Here is a 25,338-nt window from a genome sequence, read left to right on the forward strand (position 1 = left end):
TCCGGCACGGCGTCAGGACACCTCCGGTCCGCGCGGCTCGGGCGCGGTCAGTTCGAACCAGTAGAAACCGTGACCCGGAAGGGTCAGCAGGTAGTTCAGTTCCCCGATCGGCGGGAAAGGAGTCCCTCCGGTGAGCTCGACCGGGGTGTGGCCCTCGTACTGGCGCAGGTCCAGCTCCACCGGCTGCGGGAAGCGGGACAGGTTGTTGACGCACAGCACCACGCCCGGGTCGTCCGGCGTCGCCTCCTTCTTGCGGAGGTAGGACAGCACCGTCGGGTTGGAACCGCCGAGGTCGACGAACTCGCCGGTGCCGAACTCCGGGTGCCGCTTGCGGATCTCGATCATCCGGCGGGTCCAGTGCAGCAGCGAGGCGGTGGTGTTCATCTGTGCCTCGACGTTGACCGCCTGGAACCCGTAGGTCGGGTCCATGATCGCCGGCAGGTAGAGCCGGGCCGGGTCGGACCGGGAGAACCCGGCGTTACGGTCCGGGGACCACTGCATCGGGGTGCGCACACCGTCGCGGTCGCCCAGCCAGATGTTGTCGCCCATGCCGATCTCGTCGCCGTAGTACAGGCAGGGCGACCCGGGCAGCGACAGCAGCATCGCCGTGAACAGCTCGATCTGGTTGCGGTCGCCGTCCAGCAGCGGGGCCAGCCGGCGGCGGATGCCGATGTTGGCCTTCATCCGCGGGTCGCGGGCGTACTCCGCCCACATGTAGTCGCGTTCCTCGTCGCTGACCATCTCGAGGGTGAGCTCGTCGTGGTTGCGCAGGAAGATGCCCCATTGGCCGGTCTCCGGGATGGCCGGGGTCTGCGCCAGGATTTCCGAGATCGGGAACCGGGATTCCCGCCGGGCGGCCATGAAGATGCGCGGCATCAGCGGGAAGTGGAAGCACATGTGGCACTCGTCGCCGCCGGTGGCCGGGTCGCCGTAGTAGTCGACGACGTCGGCCGGCCACTGGTTGGCCTCGGCGAGCATGATCCGGCCCGGGTACTCCTCCTCGACCACGGCGCGGCAGCGCTTGAGGAAGTCGTGCGTCTCCGGCAGGTTCTCGCCGTTGGTGCCCTCGCGGACGTACAGGTAGGGGACCGCATCCAGCCGGAAGCCGTCGATGCCGATGTCCAGCCAGAACCGCATCACGTCGATCATCGCGTCGCCGACGGCGGGGTTCTCGAAGTTCAGGTCGGGCTGGTGCGAGAAGAACCGGTGCCAGAAGTACTGCTTGCGCACCGGGTCGAAGGTCCAGTTGCTGGGCTCGGTGTCGACGAAGATGATCCGTGCGTCCGGGAACCCGGTGTCGTCGTCGGCCCAGGTGTAGAAGTCGCCGTAGGGGCCGTCCGGATCCCGCCGCGACTCCTGGAACCAGTGGTGCGAGTCGCTGGTGTGGTTCATGACCAGGTCGGTGATCACCCGGATCCCGCGCTGGTGCGCGGCGTCGATCAGGTCGGCGAAATCCTGCACCGTGCCGAACTCGGGCAGCACCTTGCGGTAGTCGCGGATGTCGTACCCGCCGTCGCGCAGCGGCGAGTCGTAGAACGGCGGCAGCCACAGGCAGTCGACGCCGAGCCAAGCCAGGTAGTCCAGCTTGTCGATGAGTCCGCGCAGGTCGCCGGTGCCGTCGCCGTCCGAGTCGGAGAAGGCCCGGACCAGCACCTCGTAGAAGACGGCCTTCTTGTACCACTCGGGGTCGTCCATCGGCATCGGCCGGGCCGAGGTGAACTGGTCCGCCTGCGGCTCCTCCTGGAACGCGGGCGCGGCGTCACCTGCAGGCGCCGTGGGGGCCGTCGTGGTGCGGCCCAGGGTGTCGGTCATGGGTGCCTCTCTGCTCGTCGCCGCGAGGTCGTCTGGGGATCTGATACCCGGTGCGGTCGGGCTCATGCCGCCCGCGCCGTTGCGGGTCGGTGGATCACACCCGGGAGTGGTCCGGATCGTCGGGGAGCCGGGTCAGACCTTCCGGATCCGGAAGATGTGCGCGACCCGCGAGGCGGTGTCCAGGTTGACGGTGTTGAACTGGCCCCAGTGGTAGACCTCGCCGGACAGCTCGTCCACCGCCTCCATGGTGTCGGTCCAGTCCAGGCCGAGCGAGGGGAGGTGCAGATCCGTGGTGCCCCAGTGGTTCCCGGGGTTGACGGCGACCACCATCAGGGTCACGTCACCGCTGGCCTCATGCCGCTTGGAGTAGCAGAGCAGGTTGTCGTTCGCGATCCCGTGGAACCACAGCCCCTTCATGTACTGCAGCGACCGGTGCTCGCGGCGGATCTGGTTCAGCCGGGTGAACAGCGGCTCGAGCGAGCGGCCCTCCGCCAGTGCGGCGTCGAAGTCACGGGGCCGGAGCTGGAACTTCTCCGAGTCCTTGTACTCCTCGCGGCCGGGCGCCAGCGCCTCGTGCTCGAACAGCTCGTAGCCGGCGTAGACGCCCCAGGTCGGGACCAGGGTGGCCGCCAGGACGGCACGCAGCGCGAACCAGGCCGGCTCGCCGGACTGGAGGTGGAACGGGTTGATGTCCGGGGTGTTGACGAAGAAGTTGGGCCGCATGTGGTCCGACCCCTGCACCAGTTCCACGCCGTACTCGATCAGCTCGGCCTTGGTGACCCGCCAGGTGAAGTAGGTGTAGCTCTGGGTGAAGCCGACCCGGGCCAGCTCGTGCATCATCGCGGGCTTGGTGAAGGCCTCGGCCAGGAAGATCACCTCCGGGTGCCGCAGGTGCACCTGGGTGATCAGCCATTCCCAGAAGTTGATCGGCTTGGTGTGCGGGTTGTCCACCCGGAACACCGAGATGCCATGGGAGATCCAGTGTTCCACCACCCGGAGCACCTCGGCGTAGAGGCCGGAGGTGTCCTTGTCGAAGTCCAGCGGGTAGATGTCCTGGTACTTCTTCGGCGGGTTCTCGGCGTAGGCGATGGACCCGTCCGGCCGCACGGTGAACCAGTCCGGGTGCTCGGCCACCCAGGGGTGGTCCGGTGCGCACTGCAGGGCAAGGTCCATCGCGACGGTCATGCCGAGTTCGTTCGTGGCCGCGACGAACGCGTCGAAGTCCTCGATCGTGCCGAGCTCCGGGTGGATGGCGTCGTGACCACCGGCCGCCGATCCGATGGCCCACGGCGACCCGACGTCGCTGTCCTCGTGGGTGACGGTGTTGTTGCGCCCCTTGCGGTTCAGCTCGCCGATCGGGTGGATCGGCGGCAGGTAGACGACATCGAAACCCATTGCGGCGACCCGGGGGAGCTGGGTGGTGGCGTCGGCGAAGGTGCCGTGCCGCAGCGGCCGCCCGTCGGCGTCGATCTCGGAGTTGATCGACCGCGGGAAGAACTCGTACCAGGAGCCGAACTCGGCCAGCTGCCGGTCCACCCACACCTGCTGCGGGGAGGACCGGGTGATCAGCTCGCGGATCGGGTCCGCGGTGAGGACCGGCCAGAGCTCGGTGGACAGCGCCGGACCGATGCGTTCGGTGACCGACCGCTCCGGGTCGCGCAGCGCCTCGACGGCGGCGCGGATGGCGGTGGCGTACTGCTGGCCGGGGCGCCGGGCGATCCGCTCCAGCAACCGCGCCCCGGTTTCCAGGTCGTTGGCCATCTCCTCGCCGGTCTGGTGCACCGCGGCCTTCGCCTCGACCGCGTGCCGCCAGGTGGCGAGCGGGTCGCTCCACGCCTCGACGACGTAGGACCACATGCCCATCCGGTCCGGGACGACGGTGGCCGACCAGCGGTCGGTGCCGTAGGTGCCGGCCTTCATCCGGAGCAGCGGACCCGCCTCCCGGTTGCCGCCACGGCGGCGCACCGCGTCGGCGGCGGGCGGTGGTCGCCAGACCACGTTGGCCGCCACCGCGTCGTGTCCCTCGCGGAACACCGTCGCGGTGATCTCGATGCTCTCCCCGACCGAGGCCTTCGCGGGATAACGCCCTCCCGCGACGGACGGCCCGATGTCTGTCAGTCCGATGCGTCCAGCCACGCCGTCAACGTACCGGTGCGGACACCGGTCCGCAGCGGCGCTCCCGGCGCGTCGCGCGGGTCGGAAAAGATCATGAACGGATGTGCCGCATCGGGGTGTGGGACCGGTTGCGAGCGGGTACTCCTGCGCGTTCCGCGGGTTGGCTGTGCGGCGTCCGGGGGACCGGCTGTCACCGGTTCGCCGGAATGTTCTGAATCGTTCCCTACTGCGACGCCGTGCCGGGTGCACGTTCGGGGAACGTCCGGCGCGGAGGTTCCGGTGCGGCCACGTCACCGGTAGATTCACGCCCCGTGAAGGCACTCCGACGGTTCACCGTCCGCCCCCAGCTCCCCGAGCAGCTGCAGCCGCTCGGCTCCCTGATCCGCAACCTGCGGTGGTCCTGGCATCCCGCCAGCCAGGACCTGTTCGCGGACATCGACCAGGACCTCTGGGAGAAGTTCGACGGCGACCCGGTCAAGCTGCTGGGCGCCGTCTCCGTCGCCCGGCTCGAGGAGCTCGCCGGCGACCAGGGCTTCCTGGACCGGGTCCGCGGGCTGGCCGCCGACCTGGACTCCTACCTGACCGAGCCGCGCTGGTACCAGCAGCAGATCGAGGAGGTCGGCCCGGACCTGGGCGAGCCCGGCCGCCGGGCGCTGCCGAAGGCCATCGCCTACTTCTCCATGGAGTTCGGCGTCACCGAGGTGCTGCCGATCTACTCCGGCGGCCTCGGCATCCTGGCCGGCGACCACCTCAAGTCCGCCTCCGACCTGGGCGTGCCGATCATCGGCGTCGGTCTGCTCTACCGCTTCGGCTACTTCTGGCAGTCGCTGTCCGGCGACGGCTGGCAGCAGGAGCACTACTTCGCCCACGACCCGCAGGGCCTGCCCATCGACCGGGTGCTGGACGCGAACGGTGAGCAGCTGACCATCTCGGTCGCCATGCCCGGCGGCCGCGAGCTCACCGCCCGGGTCTGGCAGGCATCCGTCGGCCGGGTGCCGCTGCTGCTGCTGGACGCCGACATCGAGGCGAACGACGACGAGCTGCGGGCCACCACCGACCGGCTCTACGGCGGCGACCAGGACCACCGGATCAAGCAGGAGCTGCTGCTCGGCATCGGCGGCGTGCGCGCCGTCAACGCCTACTGCGAGATCACCGGGCACCCGCTGCCCGAGGTGTTCCACATGAACGAGGGCCACGCGGGTTTCCTCGGTCTCGAGCGCATCGCCAGCGTCATCTCCTCCGACGGCCTGTCGCTGGCCGAGGCGGTCACCGCCGTCCGGGCCGGCACCGTCTTCACCACGCACACCCCGGTCCCCGCCGGGATCGACCGGTTCCCGATGGACATGGTCCGGCACTACCTGGACGCCGACGGCGAGGGCGTGTCGAAGCTGGTCCCCGGGGTCAAGGTCGACGACATCCTGGCCTTCGGTGCCGAGGACGACCCGCACCGGTACAACATGGCGCACATGGGCCTGCGGCTGGCGCAGCGGGCCAACGGCGTGGCCAAGCTGCACGGCGTGGTCTCCCGCGACATGTTCGCCGGGCTCTACCCGGGCTTCGAGCCGTCCGAGGTGCCGATCGGTTCGGTGACCAACGGCGTGCACCTGCCGACCTGGGCCGCCCGCGAGATGTACGACGTGGCAGGGGACATGGCCGGTTGGCGGGACCTCGCCTCGGCCGAGGACTGGCCGGAGGGCGACCGGGTCAGCAACGAGCGGCTGTGGCACCTGCGGCAGACGCTGCGCGGCCGGCTGATCGACATGGCCCGGGTCGCGGTCAAGGAGTCCTGGCTGCAGCGCGGCCGCTCGTCGGCCGAACTCGGTTGGACCAGCACCATTCTCGACCCGAAGGTGCTGACGATCGGGTTCGCGCGGCGGGTCTCGACCTACAAGCGGCTGACCCTGATGCTGCGCGACCCGGCGCGGCTGAAGAAGATCCTGCTCGACCCGGACCGTCCGGTGCAGATCATCATCGCCGGCAAGGCGCACCCGGCCGACGAGTACGGCAAGCGCTTCATGCAGGAGACCGTGCGGTTCGCCGACGATCCGGAGATCCGACACCGCATCGCGTTCCTGCCGGACTACGACATGGGCATGGCCTCGATCCTGTGCGCCGGCGCCGATGTCTGGCTGAACAACCCGATCCGGCCGCAGGAGGCCTCCGGCACCTCGGGCATGAAGGCCGCACTGAACGGCGTGCTGAACCTGTCGATCAGCGACGGCTGGTGGGACGAGCTCTACGACGGGCACGACGGCTGGACCATCCCGACCGCGGACGGTGTGACCGACGAGCACCGGCGCGACGACCTCGAGGCCGCCGCGCTGTACGACCTCATCGAGACCCGGGTGGCGCCGCTGTTCTACGAGCGCCCGCGGGACGACCGGCCGGACGGCTGGGTGGACACGGTGCGGCACACGCTGTCCTACCTCGGGCCGCGGGTGCAGGCCACCCGGATGGTGCGCGACTACGTCAACGAGTACTACTCGCCGGCGGCGACCTTCAGCCGGGCCATCACCACGGATCTCACGGTGGCGAAGGAACTCTCGACCTGGAAGGACCGGGTGCGCGCGGCGTGGCCGGCCGTCCGCGTGGTCAACGTCGACACCTCCGGGATCGGCACCGAGCCCTCGCTCGGCAACGTGATGGCGGTGCGGGCGTTCGTCGACCTCGGCGGGCTGCTGCCGGAGGACGTCGAGGTGCAGACCGTCACCGGGCGGGTCGACGACAACGAGCAGCTGCACGAGATCACCGTGGTGCCCATGGATGTCATCCAGGGCGGCACCGACGGTGCCGAGGGTGACGGCTTCCGCTACGAGGCGCAGCTGCCGCTGACCCGGTCCGGGCCGGTCGGCTACACCGTCCGGGTGCTGCCGCGCAACGGTCTGCTGGCCTCACCGGCCGAGCTCGGGCTGATCGTCACCGCCTGAGTCCCGCGCTGCCCGCAGGGGTGCGATCCCGTCGGGGTCGCGCCCCTGCGGTGTTCCGGAGCAGGGTTCCGTGCTTCCGAGGACTGTCAGCTTCGGGAATGTGGTCGCCGGCTCGGAGACTTCTGGCTGAGAGGGGATCACGTCCGATCCGACCGGTGGCGTGACGACGTGGCCGGGTCCACTGCGCCGGGAGGGGGCAGTGGACCGGTGGGGCACGTCCGGCGGCCGGGTTGCTGTCAGACAGGGGCCGGGAAAGGGCGCGGATCCCGGGTTCCCGTACTTCGGGGTCCTCCTACCTACAGAGGATGTAGGTGGAAGGACCGGCAGTGGGGAATTGCCGGGCCGCGCCACCCCTTCTTTCGTTCGTTGGCCGGAAATCCTTGCGACGGGCGGTTTTTCGGCCGACGAATGCGTCGGTCGGCCAGGTCCGTCGCGGTGCTGCGGCGTGACCGGGGGCCGCCGGCTCAGGCCGGGTCGCGGTGGGCGCGGAGCAGCCAGAGGGTGCGGCCGGGCAGGGTCATCTCCAGACCGGCGGCCAGCACCAGCGGCAGCGGGTCGTTCTGGATCTCCCGCGGTTCACCGGTGGGCGAGGCGGTGTCGATCTCCCGGGTGTAGGCGTCGCCGTAGGGGCGGCCGGGCAGGCTGATCTCCACCGGGTCCGCGCCGGCATGTAGCACCAGCAACCAGGAGTCGTCGATCAACGGGCCGCCGGCGGCGGTGTGCCCGCGGACGTCCCGGCCGTCCAGCCACATCATCAGCGTGTGCCGGCCGTCGTCGAACCAGTCGCCGTCGGTCATCGGGTTGCCGTCCGGTGAGAACCACACCAGGTCGGCGACCCCGTCGCCGCCGACCGGGGCCCGGCCCTCGAAGAACTCGGCCTGGTGCAGGGCGGGGGAGTCGATGCGCAGCGCCAGCGTCCGGGTGACGAACGCCAGCATGTCCGCCTCATCGGTCCCGGACACCGGGGAGCCGTCCGGGCGGAGCAGGCCGGCCCAGTCCACCCAGCTGGTGTCGTTGTCCTGGCAGTAGGCATTGTTGTTGCCGCCCTGGGTGCGCCAGAGCTCGTCGCCCATGGTCAGCATCGGCGTGCCGGAGGACAGCAGCAGGGTGCCGACGATGTTGCGCGCCTGGCGGAGCCGGATCTCCCGGATCGCCGGGTCGTCGGTCTCGCCCTCGGCGCCGTACCCGCTGGACCGGTTGTTGTCGGTGCCGTCCCGGTTGCCCTCGCCGTTGGTTTCGTTGTGCTTGTGGTCGTAGGAGACCAGGTCGCGCAGGGTGAAGCCGTCGTGCGCGGTGACGAAGTTGATCGACGCCCACGGCCGCCGGTCGCCGTAGAGGTCCTGCGACCCGGAGAGCCGGTAGCCCATGTTCCGGACACCGCCCACACCGCGCCAGAAGTCGCGGACGCCGTCCCGGTAGCGGTCGTTCCACTCCGACCAGTGGGCGCCGAACCGGCCGACCGCGTAGCCCTCGCCGGTGGCGTCCCACGGTTCGGCGATCAGCTTCCGCTGGGACAGGACCGGATCGGCGGCGATCGCCGACAGCAGCGCCGATCCGGCGTCGAAGTGACCGCCGTGCGGGCGACCGAGCACCGAGGCCAAATCGAACCGGAATCCGTCGACGCCGAGGGCGGCCCAGTGTCGCAGCGAGTCGGTCACCAGCCGGATCACCGCCATCCCGGCCGGGTCGAGAGTGTTGCCGGTACCGGTGATGTCGTGGCCGGGGGGCAGGTAGTAGCGGTCCGGCGCGAGGCCGCGGTAAGCGAGGGTGATCGGGTCGGCGGCGCCGCCCTCGCAGGTGTGGTTGTAGACGACGTCGAGCATGACCTCGATGCCGGCGCCGTGGAGCGCGTCCACCATTGCGACGAACTCGGCGTTCTCCCGGCCGGGCGCGGTGGCGTAGGCGGGGTGCGGTGCGAAGAACGACAGCGTCGCGTACCCCCAGTAGTTCGTCCGACCGGAGGCGACCAGACCGGGCTCGTCGGCGTGCGCGTGCACCGGCAGCAGCTCGACCGTGGTCACGCCCAGGCTCTTCAGATGGTCGATGATCGCCGGGTTGGCCATGCCCAGGTAGGTACCGCGCAGCCGGGGCGGCACCGCGGGGTGGCGGCGGGTCATCCCGACCAGGTGCGCCTCGTAGATCACCGTGTGCGCCCAGGGCACCTCCGGCCGCGGGGAGGTGGAGACCTGGCCCCCGGTGACCATGCCGAGCGGCACCTTGCCCAGGGTGTCGGCCCCCGGTGTGCTCGCCGCCTCGAGGTCGTAGGCGGTGGAGTCGAGCCGACGGGCGTACGGGTCCAGCAGGATCTTCGACGGATCCCGGTCGCGCACCCGGTAGCCGTACCGCTGGCCGGCGCCGACGCCGGGCACGAAGGTGTGCCAGATGCCGTAGGTGCGCTCCTGCAGCGGCAGGCACAGCTCCTCGCCCTGGGCGTTGACCAGGCACAACTCGATGTCCTCGGTGTCGGCGACGACCGAGAAGTTGGTGCCGCCGTCCACCACGTGCGCGCCGAGCGGGAACGGCGTGCCGGGGAAGATGCTCGTGCCCGCGGCACCCGGAAGTGCTGCGAGGTGGAGTCCGTTCGGCGGATCGGAGGGCGGAGCCATGGGGTGATTCTCTCCGTTCGGCCGGTGCGGCGTGACCTCGGGCCAGGCGTGCGGTGCTGATCGGGTCGTGGTCGCCGCCGCCCCGGGCCCGGAACCGCGCCGCCCCTCGTGTTCCCGCTCCGGGCATCCTCCACCGGTTTCCGGGCGGACCGCATCCCTTCGCCCGGTTCTGCTCCGGTTCTGCTCCGTTCGGGCGGTCCCGCGGGTCGCGGCATCCGGCGGGTGGGACAGAATGAGCCGCGTGACACCTTCGATCCGTCCCGGCCAGGCCTCCGTACTGCACCTCTGGGAGGTCACGGTCCGCCGGGGATCGACGACGCTGCTCGACCGGATCAGCTGGAACGTCGACGCCGACGAGCGCTGGGTGGTGCTGGGGCCCAACGGCGCCGGCAAGACCACGTTGCTGCAGATCGCCGCCGCGACGATGCACCCGACCAGTGGCCGGGCGCACGTGCTGGGCGAGCGGCTCGGCGCGGTGAACCTGGCCGACGTGCGGCCGCGGATCGGCTTCTCCTCCGCCGCACTGGCCACCCGGGTGCCGCCGAACGAGAAGGTGCGCGACGTCGTGGTGTCCGCCGGTTACGGCGTGATCGGCCGGTGGCGCGAGCGGTACGACGCGATGGACGACGACCGGGCGCTGGAGCTGCTCGACGCCTTCGGCGTGGCGCACCTGGCCGACCGGCTCTACGGCACGCTGTCCGAGGGGGAGCGCAAGCGCACGCTGGCCGCCCGGGCGCTGATGACCGATCCCGAACTGCTGCTGCTCGACGAGCCGGCAGCCGGGCTCGACCTGGGCGGGCGCGAGGACCTGCTCGGCCGGCTGACCCGGCTGGCCGCGGACCCGCTGAGCCCGGCAACCATCCTGGTCACCCACCACGTCGAGGAGATCCCCGCCGGGTTCACCCATGTGCTGCTGGTCCGCGGCGGTGCCGTGGTCGGCGCCGGGCCGCTCGGCGAGACCCTCACCGAGCAGTCGCTGTCGAAGACGTTCGGTCTCGGCCTCGTGCTGGAGCAGCGGGACGGCCGGTACTTCGCCCGGGCACGCTGACCCCGGCAGCACTTCGTGGTTGCGCGGGCACGGTCCGTACCGGTGCCCGGGGCGGTGCTGCGCCGTTCGCCGGGGACGGGCAAGGTGGGTACCGGTGAAGCGGTTGAGTGACGGTCGTGCGGTGCGGCGGGTTGCCGGGGCCGCGCCGAACGGGAGGAGTCGACATGGGTGACACGGTGCTGCTCGAGGTCCAGGGCGCAGTCGGCGTCGTCCGACTCAACCGCCCGCCGGTGAACGCGATGAACCGCGAGATGCACAAGGACCTGTACGCCACCGCCCGCACTCTGGCGCAGACCCCGGAGGTGCGGGCGGTCGTCGTGTACGGCGGCGAGCGGGCGTTCGCCGCCGGTGCCGACGTGTCGGAGATGGCCGACCTGGACCCGGCGGGCATCGCCTCCTTCGGGCGCGGGCTCTCCGATGCGATCGACTTCATCGGCCGGCTGCCGGTGCCGGTGATCGCCGCGGTCAACGGCTACGCGCTGGGCGGCGGGTGCGAGCTGGTGCTGGCGGCGGACCTGCGGGTGGTGGCCCGGGACGCCCGGATCGGCGTGCCGGAGATCTCCCTCGGGGTGATCCCGGGAGCCGGTGGGACACAACGCCTCCCGCGGTTGATCGGCTCCGCCCGGGCCAAGGAGATGATCTTCACCGGCAAGCCGGTCAGCGGCGAGGAGGCCGGCCGGATCGGGTTGGCGAACCGGGTGGTCGAGCCGGACGAGGTGTTCACCGTCGCGATGGCACTGGCCGAAGAACTCGCCGCCGGGGCGACGGCCGCGATCGCAGCTGCCAAGACGGCGGTGGATCGGGGTCTGGACGGCGACCTGGCCGGCGGCCTCGCGCTGGAGGGTCGGCTGTTCGCCGACCTGTTCGCGACCGAGGACCAGAAGATCGGCATGAGCACGTTCCTGCAGGAAGGGCCCGGCAAGGCCCGCTTCGTCGGCCGGTGACCGGTGGCCGGGCCGGCTACGCCTTCACCGCGGACGAGGTGCGGCGGCTCTCCGGTGATCCCGACCTGCCGGCTGCAGCCTCCGGTCTCGAGCTGTCCGACCGGACCCTGCTCGCCGACCTGACCCGGCTGCGCCGGACGGTGGGGGAGCTGGCGCCTGCGGTGGCCGAGACAGTGCGGCTGCGGAGGCGGGCGGTGCCCAAGTTCGGCCCGGCGGCGGCCGGCTGGCTGCTGACCGAGGAGTCGCTGCAGCAGGGATCACCGGCACCGGTGGCGGTGCACCGGGCGGGTCGGCTGGGCGGTCTCGGTGTGCACGACCTCACCTGCTCCATCGGTGCGGACCTGACCGTGCTGGCCGGGCGGGGGACCGCGGTCGGGTCGGACCTCGACCCGGTCCGGGTGCTGATGGCGGCGCACAACCTGGGCGCGTCCGGCGTGCCGGGCCGGGTCTTCATCGCGGATGCGTTGTCCCGCAGCACCTCCGGATTGCTGGGCTACGCAGACCCGGCGCGACGGGAGGGCGGCCGGCGGATCACCGGGGTCGACACCCTGCCGTCGGTGGCCGATCTGGACCGGGTGCACGCCGACCGGCTGCCGGTGCTGCGACTGCCGCCCGGGATTGACTTCGACGCCCTGGCCCGGCCGGGCGAGGTGGAGATCGTCTCGCTCGACGGGTCGGCCCGGGAGTCCGTGCTCTGGCCGCCCGAGCTGGCCGTGGTGTCGCGCCGGGCCACGGTCCTGCGCACCGACGGCCCGACCGAGGTGCTGACCTCGGACGACCCGTCCGACTCGGCAGTGTTGTCGGTCGGTGAGTACCTGGTCGATCCCGATCCGGCCGTGGTGCGGTCCGGGCTGGTCCGGCACTGGGCGGTGCGGCACGGGCTCTCCCAGATCGACCCGCACCTGGCCTATCTCACCGGCCCGGCCGTCCCGCCGTGGACGCGCGGTTTCCGGGTGCTGGAGGTCGCGGAGTACCGGGAGCGGACCGTGCGGGACTGGCTGCGCCGGGACGGGGTCGGCACCCTGGAGATCAAGCAGCGCGGGACGCCCGTGGTCCCGGACGACCTGCGCCGCACCCTGCGCCCGGCGATGAGCCGGGACACCCGGGTCGCCCGGACCCTGGTCGTCGCCCGGGTCGGTCGCGGGCAGCTCGCCGTGTGGTGCGAGGCGGTCGACCCGGTGCGGGGGTGAGGTCGTGCCGGGCGGGTGACCCGTTCGGATCCTGAACATCCGCCGCCTTCTCACGGGCACACGATGTTCAGAATCGGTGGAGGGCACTCGCGGTTCCGCGATGACCGATCCGGCGCCCGTTCCTGCGGGTGCTCCGGCCGGACCGCCTGCCCCCGTAGGACTCTCGGGCCGGTGCGACTGGTGGACGCGCTCCGGTTCCAGTGAGCGTGCGGCCTGGAACTGCCCGCGCGGTGCCCTGCTGTCGGTCGTCTGGTCGGCGTGGTGACCGATCGTCAGCTCGCGGCGAGTCCGGCGAATCCTGCGCCACCGGTGCCGTTCCCGGTATCGGGCGACGCGAGTTGATCGAAGCGGCCCACGCCGACCAGGAGGCGGCGCCTCACGCTCGCACCACTGCTAGAGTGATAATCGTTCCCAATTAGATCGGTGCCGGTTGTGCGCCCGCCGAGGAAAGAGATGTCGTGAGGGATTCGATCCACCCGGACTACCACCCCGTGGTGTTCCGCGACTCGTCGACCGGGGACCAGTTCCTGACCCGCTCGACCGCGACCAGCAGCCAGACGGTCGAGTGGTCGGACGGCAACAGCTATCCGCTCATCGTCGTGGACGTGACCAGCTACTCCCATCCGTTCTGGACCGGGCAGCAGCGCATCGTCGACACCGCCGGCGCGGTGCAGAAGTTCACCCGCCGGTACGGCGTGCGCAGGCGTGACGGGGCGGCGAGCTGATGGCCGTCCCGAAGAGGCGGATGTCCCGCTCCCGCACCCGGTCCCGACGGTCGCAGTGGAAGGCGGAGGCGCCCGCACTGGTGCCGCTGGTCATCGCCGGACGGCGGTTCATGGTTCCGCACCGGCTGGTGCCCTACTACCGCCGCCATCCCGAGGAACTCGACTGACCGTCGGGCTCCCACCGGCGGCCGCAACCCCCTGCTCCACGTGCACTGCCCTGCACCGATTCCTCCGACCCCGACCACGAAAGTTCAGCCGTTGTCCGCACACTGCCAGGTGACCGGGAAGAAACCCGTTTTCGGCCACACCATCTCGCACTCGCACGTCCGCACCAAGCGGCGGTTCGATCCGAACATCCAGCGGCGGCGCTACTTCGTCCCGAGCCTGGGGCGCACGGTGCGGCTCACGGTGTCGACCGAAGGGATCCGGATCATCGACCGGCGGGGGATCGACGCCGTCGTGGCGCAGTTGCTCGCCCAGGGGGTGAAGCTCTGATGGCCAAGAAGTCGAAGATCGCCAAGGACGCGCAGCGGCGCGAGATCGTGGCCCGGCACGCGGTCCGCCGCGCCGAGCTCAGGCGCGCGGCCACCGATCCCCGGGCGACCGAGGAATCGCGATCGGCGGCGCGGACCGCGCTGCAGCGGCTGCCCAGGGACTCCTCGCCGGTGCGGCTGCGCAACCGCGATGCGGTCGACGGGCGGCCGCGCGGGTACTTCCGCGCCTTCGGGCTGTCCCGGATCCGGCTCCGCGAGATGGCCCACCGCGGCGAGCTGCCCGGGGTCACCAAGTCCAGCTGGTAGCTGTGCCGACCGCTCGTGCCGGGACCGGACACCCCGACGTCCGGTCCCGGGCGGGCGGATCGGGTCGCCGCGGGTGCCGCCGGGACGTCCCGCCCCGGAACGCGACCCGGAACCGACCCCGGAACCGACCCGGATCCGACAGAGCCCCCGCACCTTTCGGTACGGGGGCTCTTGTCGTGTGTCCGGGATCCGGTCAGATCACCGCGGTGCGCTCGCCGAGCCAGGGCTCGAGTCCGTCGTCGGTGTGCAGGTAGCGGTCACGGTCGGCCATCTCCTCGTCGGTGAGCAGCAGTTCCCGGAAGACCTGCTCGAGTCCCGTCGGGCGGGGACCGGTCCCCACGAAACGCAGGCGCGTCACCGGGGTGAAGGGATGCCAGTCCCCACCGTCGCCGATCGACAGCTGACTGCCCGCGCCATCCCATTCACCGACCTGGTCGGGCCGGCCGGCGACCCGGAAACAGCCGTGCGAGAGCACATCCGGGACCACCAGCTCGTCGAGCCGGTCGAGGAACCGGTCCGGGTGGAACGGCCGGTCGGAGCTCAGGGTCCACGACCAGGCACCGGCGCCGCCGATCGCGTCCGGCAGCACGGGGGACCGGGGGTCGATCCGTGCCTCCGCGCGGGAGTGCGAGTAGCGCCGCTGCACCAGCTCCTCGCCGGGGGTCTCGAACAGGTTCCTCCGGCGGCTGCCCCGCCCGCGCAGCAGGTCGACCAGCGCGGTCCCGACCGGGTTGTCGCCGGTCACCAGGACGAGGTCGGCATGGCGCAGCTGGCCCGCGAGGGTCTCACCGACCGAACGCCGGTCGTCCTCGGCGAGCGCCAGACCGCGTTCGTCGAGCAGGTCGTCGCCCATCAGGTCGGCCACGGCCGTGTCGGTGTCCAGCAGGGCGATGACCGCGGCCAATTCGACCTCCATCCGGCCGGCGTTCTCCGGATCGGCGAGAGGCCGTGCAGCGGGCGGTGTGTCGGCGCCGACCGGAAGGGCCCAGAGGATCCGCTGCCAGCGCCCCGATGCCGCCATCGCCTCCAGCGTCGGCAACGAGTCCTCCCGGATCGCGCACCCCAGGCAGGCGTGCTCGAGCAGGGTCACCCGCTCCTCCAACACGCCCGTCTCGTCGCTGATCACGCGCCGCAGGGAACCGGACGCGGCGTCCAGGTCCTGCTGCAGGACGCCGGTGCCCGGCAGGTCGGACACCGCTCCGAAGATCGCGGTGTCCCGGGATACCGGGTCGATCGAGGACACGATCACCACGGGGATCGTCATGCCACCTCCTAATGAGAACGAATCTCATTTATAGTAGCGGCAACCCAGGGGCGGGCCGGGCGGCCTGCCGCGGAAGGAGTGGAGATGAAGGTCCGGGCGTCGTTGCGAGCACTGAAGAAGAAGGAGGGCTCGATCGTGGTCCGCCGCCACGGCAAGGTGTTCGTGATCAACAAGCGAAATCCGAGACTCAAGGCGCGCCAAGGCTGATGGCTGTGTGGTCGGTGCCGGATACCCGGCGCCGACCACTCGTGGGTCAGACGGCGTTCTTCAGCGTCGTCCCGGGGGTGAGCTTCACGACGAACTTCGCCGGGATCTCCATGGATTCGCCGGTCCGCGGGTTGCGGCCGGTGCGGGCGGGTCGGCTGACCCGCTGGGCGGTCAGGAATCCGGGAATGCGGACCTCGCCGCCGCCGGCCACCACCGCGGCGATCGACTGCGCGAGGGCGTCGAGCACTGCCGTCGCCTGCGCCGGGTCGACGCCGGCCTTCCCGGCGACGTCCTGGATCAGTTCGGCTCTGTTCATCGGTGCGGCTCCTTGCTCGGTGATCTGCGCGCCGACCTGTCGTCGATGGCACCGTCGGTTCATCGAAATGATAACCATTCGCGATTTCTAGGTGGTGGACCCGGCAGAAGCGCGTCGTCCGGGCACGGCGAGCAGCTCGCTCGCCTGGAGTGGGCTGCATCACAATCAGCCGTGACGGCGTCATACTTCCAGCCCACAGGACTCTCACAGGCATGTCCAACTCCAGCGCATCGATGCGCTCCCGGCTCCGTCGCGCGGCGACGGGGCCCTGTGCCGTTCTGACGGCAGTTCTGGTGGCGACGGTCGGGCTGGTCCCCGTCGCTGCGGCGGGGACCAGCACACCGGCTCCCGCCACCCCGGCGATCGCGGCGGCCGTCGCGATCCCGCGGATCACCGTCCAGCCCGCCCCGATCAGTTCGACCGCCGGTCGCACCGTGCGGTTCTCGGTCACCGCGACCGGCGAGGGCCTCACCTATCAATGGCAGGAGGAGCTGAAGGGGAAGGTCTTCGTCGACGTCCCCGGCGCCCGGAAGAGCTACCACAACGTCGCCACCACCCCCGGTCGGGACGGCGCCCGCTACCGCGTCCTCGTTCGGAACGCCGGTGGCACCGCGATCTCCCGGGCGGTGAAGCTCGCGGTCAGCACCCCGATCGCCCGCATCTCCACCCAGCCGAAGGCCACCCGCGCGTCCGCCGGCCAGACCGTCACCTTCACCTCGGCCGCGACCGGGTACGGGATCTCGTACCAGTGGCAGGAGGAGATCCGCGGCGGGGTCTTCAAGAACGTCACCAATGCCACCAAGAGCTACCACCGGACGGTCGCCACCCCGGGTCGCGACGGTGCCCGCTACCGGGTGCTCGTGCGCAATGCCGGCGGCACCGCCATCTCCCAGGCCGTGAAGCTGACCGTGGTCACCGCGGCCCCGAAGATCACCGCGCAGCCGGCCAAGGTCACCATCGTCCGTGCCGGGACGAAGGTCACCTTCAGCGCGGCCGCGTCCGGTTACGGGCTCAGCTACCAGTGGCAGCAGGAACTGCCGGGCGATGTGTTCCGGAACTACACCAACGCCACCCGGACCATCCACAGCGTGGTCGCCCGGACCGCGATCAACGGAGCGCGGTACCGACTGGTCGTCCGCAATGCCGGTGGGGTCACCTACTCCGCTCCGGCCACTCTCTATGTCCAGTCCACCCGGGAAGATCCCGAGCGTGCGAACACCGTCGTCGGGATGACCACGTGGAAGGTCCTTGTGAGCACTTCGAACACCGACGCGTTGGCATCGATCCGTCGGGATATCCCAGATGCTCCGTCGCCCAGGCCCGGGTACCGCTAGGTCACCGCCTTCGTCGACGTCGAGTACGGCGGCAACGACGGCCCGGCCTACGCCTCGTGGGACTTGGACGTCGAGTTCGTGGGCGGTGACGGTCGCACGTACACCGACACGAACAACTTCTACTGGAGCAACAACATCTACGCGGTGGGCGGTCTGTACAAGGGTGCGTCGGCTACTTTCGCGACCATCGTGGAGGTTCCGGCCGGCGCGATCGCCGGAGGGAAATGGCGGGCGGACGACACCAGTGTCTACGGCAGCTACACCACGGCTTGGTGGGCACTGAGCTGACTCACCGCTGCTCCTGAGCGGCAACATCCGACGACGGGGCCGGGCGCGACGCGCTCGGCCCCGTCGCCGTATCAGCAGTAGCTCGCAGGGGTGAACTCGGCGACTCCTGCACCACCCGTCCCATTCCGGACCTCTGCAGCCTGCGGAGGGAGTTGATCCCTGCAACAGCACCTGACCGGCCGTCACGTCGTGCGACAACCACTTGCAGGGGCGAACTCGGCGACTCCTGCACCAGCTGTCCCATTTCCGGGCTCTGCGCACCTGCCGACGAAGAAGATCCATGCAGGGGAGGGGTGCGGGTGGAGGGGGCGGAGCAGGGTGGAGGGGCCGATAGAGTGGTCCGCTGTGACGTTCGAGCTGCTCCCCGCTGTTGATGTGGCCGATGGTCAGGCCGTGCGCCTGGTCCAGGGCAAGGCCGGTACCGAGACGACCTACGGTGCACCGCTGGACGCGGCGCTCGCGTGGCAGCGGGACGGCGCGGAGTGGATCCATCTGGTCGACCTGGACGCCGCCTTCGGCCGCGGCAACAACGCCGAACTGCTGGCCGAGGTCGTGCGCACGCTCGACGTGAAGGTCGAGCTGTCCGGCGGCATCCGGGACGACGCCTCCCTGGATGCCGCGCTGGCCACCGGCTGCACCCGGGTCAACATCGGCACCGCTGCGCTGGAGAACCCGGAGTGGTGCGCCTCCGCCATCGCCCGGTACGGCGATCGCGTCGCGGTCGGGCTCGACGTGCGCGGCACCACCCTCGCCGCCCGCGGCTGGACCCAGGACGGCGGCGACCTGTGGGAGGTGCTGGAGCGCCTGGACCAGCAGGGCTGCTCCCGTTACGTGGTCACCGATGTCACCAAGGACGGCACCCTCAAGGGGCCGAACCTCGAACTGCTGCAACAGGTCTGCGCTGCGACAAAGGCCCCGGTGGTCGCCTCCGGCGGGGTGTCCTCGCTCGACGACCTGGTCGCGCTGGCCGGACTGGCCTCGGTCGGTGTCGAGGGCTCGATCGTCGGGAAGGCGCTCTACGCAGGCGCTTTCACCCTCCCCGAGGCGCTGACCGCGGTCGCCGCGGTGGGCGTCTGACCTCGGACCGACGATGAGTGGCCCGGTCGGCGAGCGCCGTGGATCCGGCGGGCCGTGGGAGGCCGCGTACGGCTACTCCCGGGTGGTCCGGGTCGGCCCGCTGGCGGTGACCGCCGGTTGCACGGCGACCGTGGACGGTGTGGTGCGCCACCCCGGTGACGCCGGCGCGCAGACGAAGCTGGCGTTGCAGATCGCGCTCGACGCGCTGGCCGGCGTCGGGATCGAGCCCTGGCAGGTGGTGTCCACCCGGATGTACGTCACCGACATCTCCCGCTCCGACGAGGTCGGCACCGCACACGGCGAGGTCTTCGCCGGCATCCGCCCGGCGGCCACCATGGTCGAGGTGTCCGGCCTGATCGACCCGGCGATGCTGGTCGAGGTCGAGCTGCAGGCCTGGGCCGGCTGACCGCGCGGAGCTGCGACCGGTGCGCCCGGCCCGCGGTGGGAGAATGGCCGGCGTGAGTGTTGCCGTCCGGGTCATCCCCTGTCTCGACGTCTCCGAGGGCCGCGTGGTCAAGGGCGTCAACTTCGTCGACCTGGTGGACGCGGGTGATCCGGTCGAGCTGGCCCGCGCGTACGACGCCGAGGGTGCCGACGAGCTGACCTTCCTCGACATCACGGCCACCAGCGACAACCGGGCCAGCGCCTACGACATGATCCGGCGCACCGCCGAGCAGGTGTTCATCCCGCTGACCGTCGGCGGGGGAGTCCGCACCGTCGACGACATCAATGCCCTGCTCCGGGCCGGCGCGGACAAGGTGTCGGTCAACTCGGCCGCGGTCGCCCGCCCTGAGTTCCTGTCCGAGGCGGCCAGGCGGTTCGGGTCGCAGTGCGTGGTGATCGCCATCGACGCCCGCCGCACCGACGACCCGCGCTGCCCCTCCGGCTACACGGTGACCACCCACGGCGGCCGTCAGGCCACCGACATCGACGCCCTCGACTGGGCCCGCCGGGCCGAGGATGCCGGCGCCGGTGAGATCCTGCTGACGTCGATGGACGCCGATGGCACCAAGGCCGGGTTCGACCTGGAGATGCTGCGCAGCATCAGGTCCGCCGTCGCCGTACCGCTGATCGCGTCCGGCGGCGCGGGCGCACTTGGCCACTTCCCGGAGGCGGTGGAGGCCGGTGCGGACGCCGTGCTCGCCGCGTCCGTCTTCCACTTCGGCACCTTCCGCATCTCCGAGGTCAAGCAGCAGCTCGCCGAGGCCGGCCTGCCGGTGCGGCTGCAGACCGGGGCGTCGCGGTGAAGCCGCCGGTGCAGGACCCGGTCGCGGTGCTGGGCGCCGAGCTCGCCGCCGGGCTGACCTTCGACGCCGACGGCCTGGTGTGCGCGGTGACCCAGCAGTGGGACACCCGCGAGGTGCTGATGGTGGCGTGGATGGACGCCGAGGCACTGCGCCGGACGCTGACCACCGGACGGGCCACCTACTGGTCGCGGTCCCGCGGCGAGTACTGGGTCAAAGGCGACACCTCCGGCCACACCCAGGCCGTCAAGGACGTGCGGCACGACTGCGACGGCGACACCGTGCTCGTCCTCGTCGACCAGGTCGGCGCCGCCTGCCACACCGGCACCCGCAGTTGCTTCGACGAGTCGAGATCGCTGCTGCCGCAGGGCTGATCGCGGGTGTCCGCGAAGTTGTCCACACCCTCCCGGCGGTCCGCCCCATCGGCTGTTCCGACGTGGTGGGATCGACAGGTGCATCCGGGTTCCGACACACAGCGGCGCAGTGTGCCGCTCGCCGTGGTCGGCGCGCTGCTGGTCGGCACTGTCGTGTTCGGCTTCTCGACCTCATGGATCTGGATCGAACCCGCCCTGCGCTGGTTCGACGGCTTTGTGAAATCGCCGGGGCTCGGCGCACTGGGGGCACTGGTCGCTGCGGTCGTCGCCTACCGGGCAGTGGGCCGCAGGATCCGCTACGACCAGGACGCCGCCGCGGACCTGGCCCAGGATCAGCACTGGTGGGACCTGCTGATGTGGGTGTACGCCCAGGCATCCTCCCTCGATCCGGATCGGATGCTGAGGATCTGCCGGGCATTGGCCGACCAGGCGCATACTGACCAGCAGGAAGCAATGCTTGCAGCGATCGTGGAAGAGCGGCTCGAGAGGGGCGAGGAGGGTTCATGATTCGACGATCCCGGTGGCTCGCGCCCCGTATCATCGCGGCTCGGACCGCGGAGCGGCGTCATGGTACGGGCCGGTTGGCACGCGCCGACCATGGTCGAGCATCGACGGCACCGGAAGTGGGCCGGTCCGCCGGCGCGACTGCCATGAAGCCGATGTCCGCGCACACCCGGGCGGGATTCGAGGAGCTTCTCGGCAAGCTCACCCGTTGACTGCCGGCCGACTCAGACCGGTCGCCGGTAGTGGTAGTCGTGGTGCACGACGAATCCCTGCTTGCGGTAGAGGGTGACGGCAGGGGTGTTGGCGACGTCGACCTGCAGGTAGACGGTGTGCACACCGGCGCCGGGCACCGCGGCCGCCCAGCGGGCGAGCTCGCCCATCAGATGGCCGGCCACCCCGGACCGGCGGCGGGCGACGTCGACGGTGACGGCGGTGACGCCGAGCAGGCCGTCGTGCACCACACCCCGCGCCACCCCGGCCTGCCCCGCTTCGTCCCGGACCGCCGCGAAGACCGGCCGGTCCGCGCGTACCAGCACCTCGATCGCGGACGGCGGCAGCGGGGCCCCGCGGTAGAGGTAGCCGTCCAGCCAGGCCGCGGAGGGGGAGTCCTCGAACTCGGCCGCCGGCAGACCGGGCACCGGCGGGCACACATCGAGCAGGTCGGCGAGCGGGATCGTCATCACATGCGTGCGGCTGTCCGCCGCCCAGCCGGCCTCGGCGAAGGCGTCGTCCACCGGGTTCACGGCATCGAGACCACTGGTATCCACGGGGATCTGGGCGACCGGCGGACGGTCGTGCTCGGCGTAGAACTGCTGCGTCGCTGCCAGCGCCTCCGGGAACGACATCCCCGGATCGCCCAGCGGCAGCACCGAGTTCGCGCGATTGGTGAACCCGTTGCCGTACCGCAGCACCCACTCGCCCAGTGGCTGCTCGATGACTCCCTGCCAGCCGTGCGCCATCAGCCGTTGCAGTCCGGCGGGGTCGGGCAGCGGCGGAATCGGCACCCGGGGATCGTAGGGGGCACCCCCGGGGAGGTCCGACCGGGTGTCGGCGGCGGGGCAGAATGATCGCCATGTCCGCACCACCCCTCGCCCCCGCAGCACACGGCGCCGCCCCGGCCGCGGCCGCCGGCACCCTCGGCGAGATCCGGCCCACCCGCGCGGAGTTCCGCGAGCTCGCCCGGGACCGCCGGGTCATCCCGGTCACCCGCACCCTGCTCGCCGACACCCAGACCCCGGTCGGGCTCTACGCCACCCTGGCCGGCGACCGGCCGGGCACCTTCCTGCTGGAGTCCGCCGAGCACGGCAAGTCGTGGTCGCGGTGGTCGTTCGTCGGGGTGCGCAGCCCGGCCGCACTGAGCGAGAAGGGCGGCGTGGCCCACTGGATCGGCACGCCGCCGGTCGGCCTGCCCACCGACGGGGACACCCTGCAGGTGCTGGCCGAGACGCTGCGGCTGCTGCACACCGAGCCGCTGTCCGGTCTGCCGCCGCTGACCGGCGGCATGGTCGGCTACCTCGGGTACGACATCGTCCGCCGGCTGGAACGGATCGACGGCGAGCACCCGGCCGTCGACGAGCTGCAGGTCCCGGAGCTGGTCATGCTGCTGGCCACCGATCTGGCCGCGCTGGACCACCACGAGGGCACGGTCACCCTCATCGCCAACGCGGTGAACTGGGACGCCACCGACGAGCGGGTGGACGCCGCCTACGACGACGCGGTCGCCCGGCTGGAGCAGATGTCCGAGCAGCTGGGCACCCCGGTGCCGCTGCCGGCCGCCGTCTTCGGTCGGCCCGAGCCGGAGGTCCGTCGGCGCACCACGTCCGACCAGTACACCGACATGGTCGAGGGCGCGAAGGAGCACATCCGGGCCGGCGACGCCTTCCAGATCGTGATCAGCCAGCGGTTCGACATGGACACCGAGGCCGACCCGCTCGACATCTACCGGGTGCTGCGGGCGACCAACCCGAGCCCGTACATGTACCTGCTGCGGGTGCCGACCCCGTCCGGCCGCACGGCCAGCGTCGTCGGGTCCTCACCGGAGGCACTGGTGACGGTGCGGGACGGCGAGGTCACCATGCACCCGATCGCCGGCACCCGGCCGCGCGGCCGCACCGAGGAGGACGACGTCCTGCTGGCGAAGGACCTGCTCGCCGACGCCAAGGAGCGCAGCGAGCACGTCATGCTGGTCGACCTGGGCCGCAACGACCTGGGCCGGGTGTGCGCCGCCGGCACGGTGAAGGTCGTCGACTTCTTCACCATCGAGCGGTACAGCCACGTCATGCACATCGTCTCGACGGTCACCGGCCGGCTCGCCCCGGGCCGCACCGCGTTCGACGCGCTCACCGCGTGCTTCCCGGCCGGCACCCTGTCCGGCGCACCCAAGCCGCGGGCCATGCAGATCATCGACGAGCTGGAGCCGGCCCGACGCGGGACCTACGGCGGCGTGGTCGGCTACCTCGACTTCGCCGGTGACGCCGACACCGCGATCACCATCCGCTCCGCGCTGGTGGCCGACGGTGTTGCGCACGTGCAGGCCGGCGCCGGTGTGGTGGCCGACTCGGTGCCCGCCAATGAGGACGCGGAGTGCCGCAACAAGGCCGCCGCGGTGATCCGCGCGGTCGCCGCCGCCGGCACGCTGCGCCCGGCTGGGGGAGCGTGACCGGGCCGGGGGAGGTCGCGCACGGTTCCGAAGCGGAACCGCCGGCTCGACCCGCAGGTCGCAGTGGTCGGCGGACCGGCATCGCCGTCGTGCTCCTGCTGCTCGGCGTGGCCCTCGCGCTGCTGGCCGGACTGCCCACCTGGATCAGCCAGACCTACGGTCCCGACGGTGCGCAGCAACAGCTCTCCCGCACCGGTCACCAGGCGGCGCCGGCCCTGGTGGCGCTGTCCCTGGTCGCCCTCGCCGGCCTGGCCGCCTCGTTCGCGGTGCGGGGCTGGTGGTCCCGGGCGGTCGGTGTGCTCGTGGCGGCGATCGGTGCCGGCATCGGTGCGGCCGCCCTCACCGTGCTGTTCGCACCACCCTCGGACGCCACCGCACCCGACACCGGCCTGCCCACCACCCCGGACCTGATGGGCCCGGTCGAGGTGCATGCCTGGGCCCCGGTGCTCGCGGCGGTCGGCGGGCTGCTGGTGCTGGTGTCCGGACTGCTGCGGGTGCTCGCCCCCGCTGTGCGGACCACCCGGCCGGCGATGGGCAGCCGGTACGAGGCGCCGACCAGCCGGCGCGCCGCGCGGGAGGCGGCGGTCACCGACGACGTGCGTGACGCCGACGCGGCCGCGGGCTGGTGGAAGGCGCTGGACGCCGGTGCGGACCCGACCGCCGGCGATCCGGCCGACCGGGTGGACGAGGGCGGGCAGGACCGTCCGGACACCTTGGTGAACCGTCCGGACCGTGACGCCGTTGCACACCACATGCCCGTCACACCTCCGCCGGACGCGACCGGCCCGGCGGACAACCCGGACGCCGCGGTCGCCGACCCGGACGAATCGGGACTCGGTGTCCGGAAGGACCCCCCGGGGCGGTTACGATGATGCCCTGCGGGTCGGGATCGGGACCGGCCGTGGCGAAGGCTCATCGCATCGCCGGAGGCCGTACGGCCTGCGGAGAGGCCACGGGCACCACCTCATCCGGGAACCACAGCAGCCCCAAGGAGACGAGCCGGTGAACGTACTGGACGAGATCCTGGTCGGTGTGCGCGAGGACCTTGCCGCCCGCGAGGCGGCGGTGCCCCTGGCCGAGATCAAGGCCCGCGCCCTCGCCGCTCCCGCCGCCAAGCAGGTGCTGCCGGTGTTCCGGGAGCCCGGGGTGGGCGTCATCGCCGAGGTGAAGCGGGCCAGCCCGTCCAAGGGCGCCCTCGCCTCCATCGCCGATCCGGCCGAGCTGGCCGCCGGGTACGCCGCCGGGGGAGCCCGCGCCATCTCCGTGCTCACCGAGCGCCGGCGCTTCGGCGGGTCGCTCGCCGACCTGGACGCGGTCCGCGCCGCGGTCGACATCCCGGTCCTGCGCAAGGATTTCATCGTCTCGCCGTACCAGGTGCACGAGGCCCGGGCGCACGGTGCGGACATGGTGCTGCTGATCGTCGCGGCCCTGGAGCAGAACGTGCTGCACGGCCTGCTCGAGCGCATCGAGTCCCTCGGGATGACCGCGCTGGTCGAGATCCACACCGAGGCCGAGGCGGACCGGGCCCTGGAGGCCGGCGCCAAGATCATCGGCGTCAACGCCCGTGACCTCACCACGCTGCAGATCGACCGGGACGTCTTCGCCCGGATCGCCCCCGGGCTGCCCAGCGAGGTGGTCCGGGTCGCCGAGTCCGGTGTCCGCGGCACCGCCGACCTGCTCGCCTACGCCGGTGCCGGCGCCGACGCCGTGCTGGTCGGCGAGGGCCTGGTCACCAGCGGCGACCCGCGGGCGGCCGTGGCGGACCTGGTCACCGCCGGATCCCACCCGTCCTGCCCCCGCCCGGCCCGCTGATCGCCCCGCCGACCGACGGGCGGCCCGGCCGGCAGGGACGACGACACGGCAGCAGCCACCCCGACGTCCCGCCCACCACCCGCACGACCCGG

25 protein-coding genes are annotated in these 25,338 nt (G+C 71.5%); 19 read left to right on the forward strand and 6 right to left on the reverse strand.

Features of this window, described 5'->3' with window-relative positions; all coding sequences use genetic code 11:
• Positions 1-12 precede the first annotated feature (12 nt).
• Positions 13-1,701 carry a maltose alpha-D-glucosyltransferase gene (treS, locus tag GIS00_RS22535; RefSeq protein WP_407666913.1) on the reverse strand — a complete coding sequence of 563 codons (1,689 nt, stop codon included), beginning with the start codon at positions 1,699-1,701 and terminating at the stop codon, positions 13-15.
• A gap of 243 nt (positions 1,702-1,944) precedes the next feature.
• Entirely contained in the window at positions 1,945-3,948 is a 2,004-nt protein-coding gene (locus GIS00_RS22540; RefSeq protein ID WP_322098316.1) for an alpha-1,4-glucan--maltose-1-phosphate maltosyltransferase, read from the reverse strand.
• A gap of 290 nt (positions 3,949-4,238) precedes the next feature.
• Here GIS00_RS22540 and glgP point away from each other — a divergent pair, with 290 nt between their 5' ends.
• Entirely contained in the window at positions 4,239-6,854 is a 2,616-nt protein-coding gene (glgP, locus tag GIS00_RS22545; RefSeq protein ID WP_322098317.1) for an alpha-glucan family phosphorylase, read from the forward strand.
• A 464-nt stretch (positions 6,855-7,318) separates the two neighbouring features.
• On the opposite strand, the gene glgX is transcribed toward glgP, so the two are convergent.
• Complete coding sequence (gene glgX / locus GIS00_RS22550; protein ID WP_154770720.1) at positions 7,319-9,460, reverse strand: glycogen debranching protein GlgX; 2,142 nt, start codon at positions 9,458-9,460, stop codon at positions 7,319-7,321.
• A 232-nt stretch (positions 9,461-9,692) separates the two neighbouring features.
• Between glgX and GIS00_RS22555 the strand changes: the two genes are divergently transcribed.
• The 7 genes from GIS00_RS22555 to rpsN all read left to right on the forward strand — a co-directional run bounded on the left by GIS00_RS22555 (position 9,693) and on the right by rpsN (position 14,167).
• Positions 9,693-10,508 (forward strand): ABC transporter ATP-binding protein, encoded by an 816-nt coding sequence (locus GIS00_RS22555; RefSeq protein ID WP_154770721.1) that lies wholly within the window; start codon positions 9,693-9,695, stop codon positions 10,506-10,508.
• A gap of 164 nt (positions 10,509-10,672) precedes the next feature.
• On the forward strand, positions 10,673-11,452 hold the full coding sequence (locus GIS00_RS22560; protein WP_154770722.1) for an enoyl-CoA hydratase/isomerase family protein: 780 nt from the start codon (positions 10,673-10,675) through the stop codon (positions 11,450-11,452).
• Entirely contained in the window at positions 11,449-12,642 is a 1,194-nt protein-coding gene (locus GIS00_RS22565; RefSeq protein ID WP_322098318.1) for a THUMP-like domain-containing protein, read from the forward strand. Before GIS00_RS22560 ends, GIS00_RS22565 begins: the two co-directional genes overlap by 4 nt.
• A gap of 458 nt (positions 12,643-13,100) precedes the next feature.
• Positions 13,101-13,367, forward strand: coding sequence for a type B 50S ribosomal protein L31 (locus GIS00_RS22570; protein ID WP_322098319.1), 267 nt, complete (start codon positions 13,101-13,103; stop codon positions 13,365-13,367).
• On the forward strand, positions 13,367-13,534 hold the full coding sequence (rpmF, locus tag GIS00_RS22575; RefSeq protein ID WP_154770723.1) for a 50S ribosomal protein L32: 168 nt from the start codon (positions 13,367-13,369) through the stop codon (positions 13,532-13,534). The genes GIS00_RS22570 and rpmF overlap by 1 nt, the downstream gene beginning before the upstream one ends.
• 91 nt (positions 13,535-13,625) lie before the next feature.
• A complete protein-coding gene (rpmB, locus tag GIS00_RS22580; protein ID WP_154770724.1) occupies positions 13,626-13,862 on the forward strand; it encodes a 50S ribosomal protein L28 in 237 nt (78 codons plus the stop codon).
• The gene (gene rpsN, locus GIS00_RS22585) at positions 13,862-14,167 is read left to right on the forward strand and encodes a 30S ribosomal protein S14 (protein WP_154770725.1); all 306 of its coding nucleotides are present in this window, start codon (positions 13,862-13,864) and stop codon (positions 14,165-14,167) included. The genes rpmB and rpsN overlap by 1 nt, the downstream gene beginning before the upstream one ends.
• Before the next feature lie 193 nt (positions 14,168-14,360).
• Here the strand turns inward: rpsN and GIS00_RS22590 are convergent, their stop codons facing one another.
• The gene (locus GIS00_RS22590) at positions 14,361-15,431 is read right to left on the reverse strand and encodes a GTP-binding protein (protein WP_154770726.1); all 1,071 of its coding nucleotides are present in this window, start codon (positions 15,429-15,431) and stop codon (positions 14,361-14,363) included.
• 84 nt (positions 15,432-15,515) lie between these two features.
• Between GIS00_RS22590 and ykgO the strand changes: the two genes are divergently transcribed.
• Positions 15,516-15,638, forward strand: coding sequence for a type B 50S ribosomal protein L36 (gene ykgO, locus GIS00_RS22595; RefSeq protein WP_154770727.1), 123 nt, complete (start codon positions 15,516-15,518; stop codon positions 15,636-15,638).
• 46 nt (positions 15,639-15,684) lie between these two features.
• Here ykgO and GIS00_RS22600 read toward each other — a convergent pair whose 3' ends face one another.
• Positions 15,685-15,954, reverse strand: coding sequence for an HU family DNA-binding protein (locus GIS00_RS22600; RefSeq protein ID WP_154770728.1), 270 nt, complete (start codon positions 15,952-15,954; stop codon positions 15,685-15,687).
• 212 nt (positions 15,955-16,166) lie between these two features.
• Between GIS00_RS22600 and GIS00_RS22605 the strand changes: the two genes are divergently transcribed.
• From GIS00_RS22605 to GIS00_RS22635, 7 genes are all read left to right on the forward strand, one after another.
• Complete coding sequence (locus tag GIS00_RS22605) at positions 16,167-17,288, forward strand: hypothetical protein (RefSeq protein ID WP_154770729.1); 1,122 nt, start codon at positions 16,167-16,169, stop codon at positions 17,286-17,288.
• Between the two features lie 63 nt (positions 17,289-17,351).
• Positions 17,352-17,576 carry a hypothetical protein gene (locus tag GIS00_RS22610; RefSeq protein WP_154770730.1) on the forward strand — a complete coding sequence of 75 codons (225 nt, stop codon included), beginning with the start codon at positions 17,352-17,354 and terminating at the stop codon, positions 17,574-17,576.
• 345 nt (positions 17,577-17,921) lie between these two features.
• Positions 17,922-18,653, forward strand: coding sequence for a bifunctional 1-(5-phosphoribosyl)-5-((5-phosphoribosylamino)methylideneamino)imidazole-4-carboxamide isomerase/phosphoribosylanthranilate isomerase PriA (gene priA, locus GIS00_RS22615; protein ID WP_322098320.1), 732 nt, complete (start codon positions 17,922-17,924; stop codon positions 18,651-18,653).
• 13 nt (positions 18,654-18,666) lie between these two features.
• Complete coding sequence (locus GIS00_RS22620) at positions 18,667-19,059, forward strand: Rid family hydrolase (RefSeq protein WP_154770731.1); 393 nt, start codon at positions 18,667-18,669, stop codon at positions 19,057-19,059.
• 52 nt (positions 19,060-19,111) lie between these two features.
• Positions 19,112-19,900, forward strand: coding sequence for an imidazole glycerol phosphate synthase subunit HisF (gene hisF, locus GIS00_RS22625; RefSeq protein WP_322098321.1), 789 nt, complete (start codon positions 19,112-19,114; stop codon positions 19,898-19,900).
• The gene (gene hisI / locus GIS00_RS22630) at positions 19,897-20,271 is read left to right on the forward strand and encodes a phosphoribosyl-AMP cyclohydrolase (RefSeq protein ID WP_322098322.1); all 375 of its coding nucleotides are present in this window, start codon (positions 19,897-19,899) and stop codon (positions 20,269-20,271) included. Before hisF ends, hisI begins: the two co-directional genes overlap by 4 nt.
• A gap of 78 nt (positions 20,272-20,349) precedes the next feature.
• Positions 20,350-20,778 (forward strand): hypothetical protein, encoded by a 429-nt coding sequence (locus tag GIS00_RS22635; protein WP_154770733.1) that lies wholly within the window; start codon positions 20,350-20,352, stop codon positions 20,776-20,778.
• A gap of 221 nt (positions 20,779-20,999) precedes the next feature.
• Here the strand turns inward: GIS00_RS22635 and GIS00_RS29140 are convergent, their stop codons facing one another.
• Positions 21,000-21,779 (reverse strand): GNAT family N-acetyltransferase, encoded by a 780-nt coding sequence (locus tag GIS00_RS29140; protein WP_322098323.1) that lies wholly within the window; start codon positions 21,777-21,779, stop codon positions 21,000-21,002.
• Positions 21,780-21,847: 68 nt separating this feature from the next.
• Between GIS00_RS29140 and GIS00_RS22645 the strand changes: the two genes are divergently transcribed.
• The 3 genes from GIS00_RS22645 to trpC all read left to right on the forward strand — a co-directional run bounded on the left by GIS00_RS22645 (position 21,848) and on the right by trpC (position 25,246).
• The gene (locus GIS00_RS22645; RefSeq protein WP_154770734.1) at positions 21,848-23,434 is read left to right on the forward strand and encodes an anthranilate synthase component I; all 1,587 of its coding nucleotides are present in this window, start codon (positions 21,848-21,850) and stop codon (positions 23,432-23,434) included.
• Positions 23,435-23,523: 89 nt separating this feature from the next.
• Positions 23,524-24,306: a Trp biosynthesis-associated membrane protein gene (locus GIS00_RS22650; RefSeq protein ID WP_154770735.1), complete on the forward strand. Its 783-nt coding sequence runs from the start codon at positions 23,524-23,526 to the stop codon at positions 24,304-24,306.
• Positions 24,307-24,400: 94 nt separating this feature from the next.
• On the forward strand, positions 24,401-25,246 hold the full coding sequence (gene trpC, locus GIS00_RS22655; protein ID WP_407666914.1) for an indole-3-glycerol phosphate synthase TrpC: 846 nt from the start codon (positions 24,401-24,403) through the stop codon (positions 25,244-25,246).
• The last annotated feature ends 92 nt before the right edge of the window (positions 25,247-25,338 follow it).

Origin of the sequence: Nakamurella alba (assembly GCF_009707545.1) — a bacterium.
Lineage (GTDB): Bacteria > Actinomycetota > Actinomycetes > Mycobacteriales > Nakamurellaceae > Nakamurella > Nakamurella alba.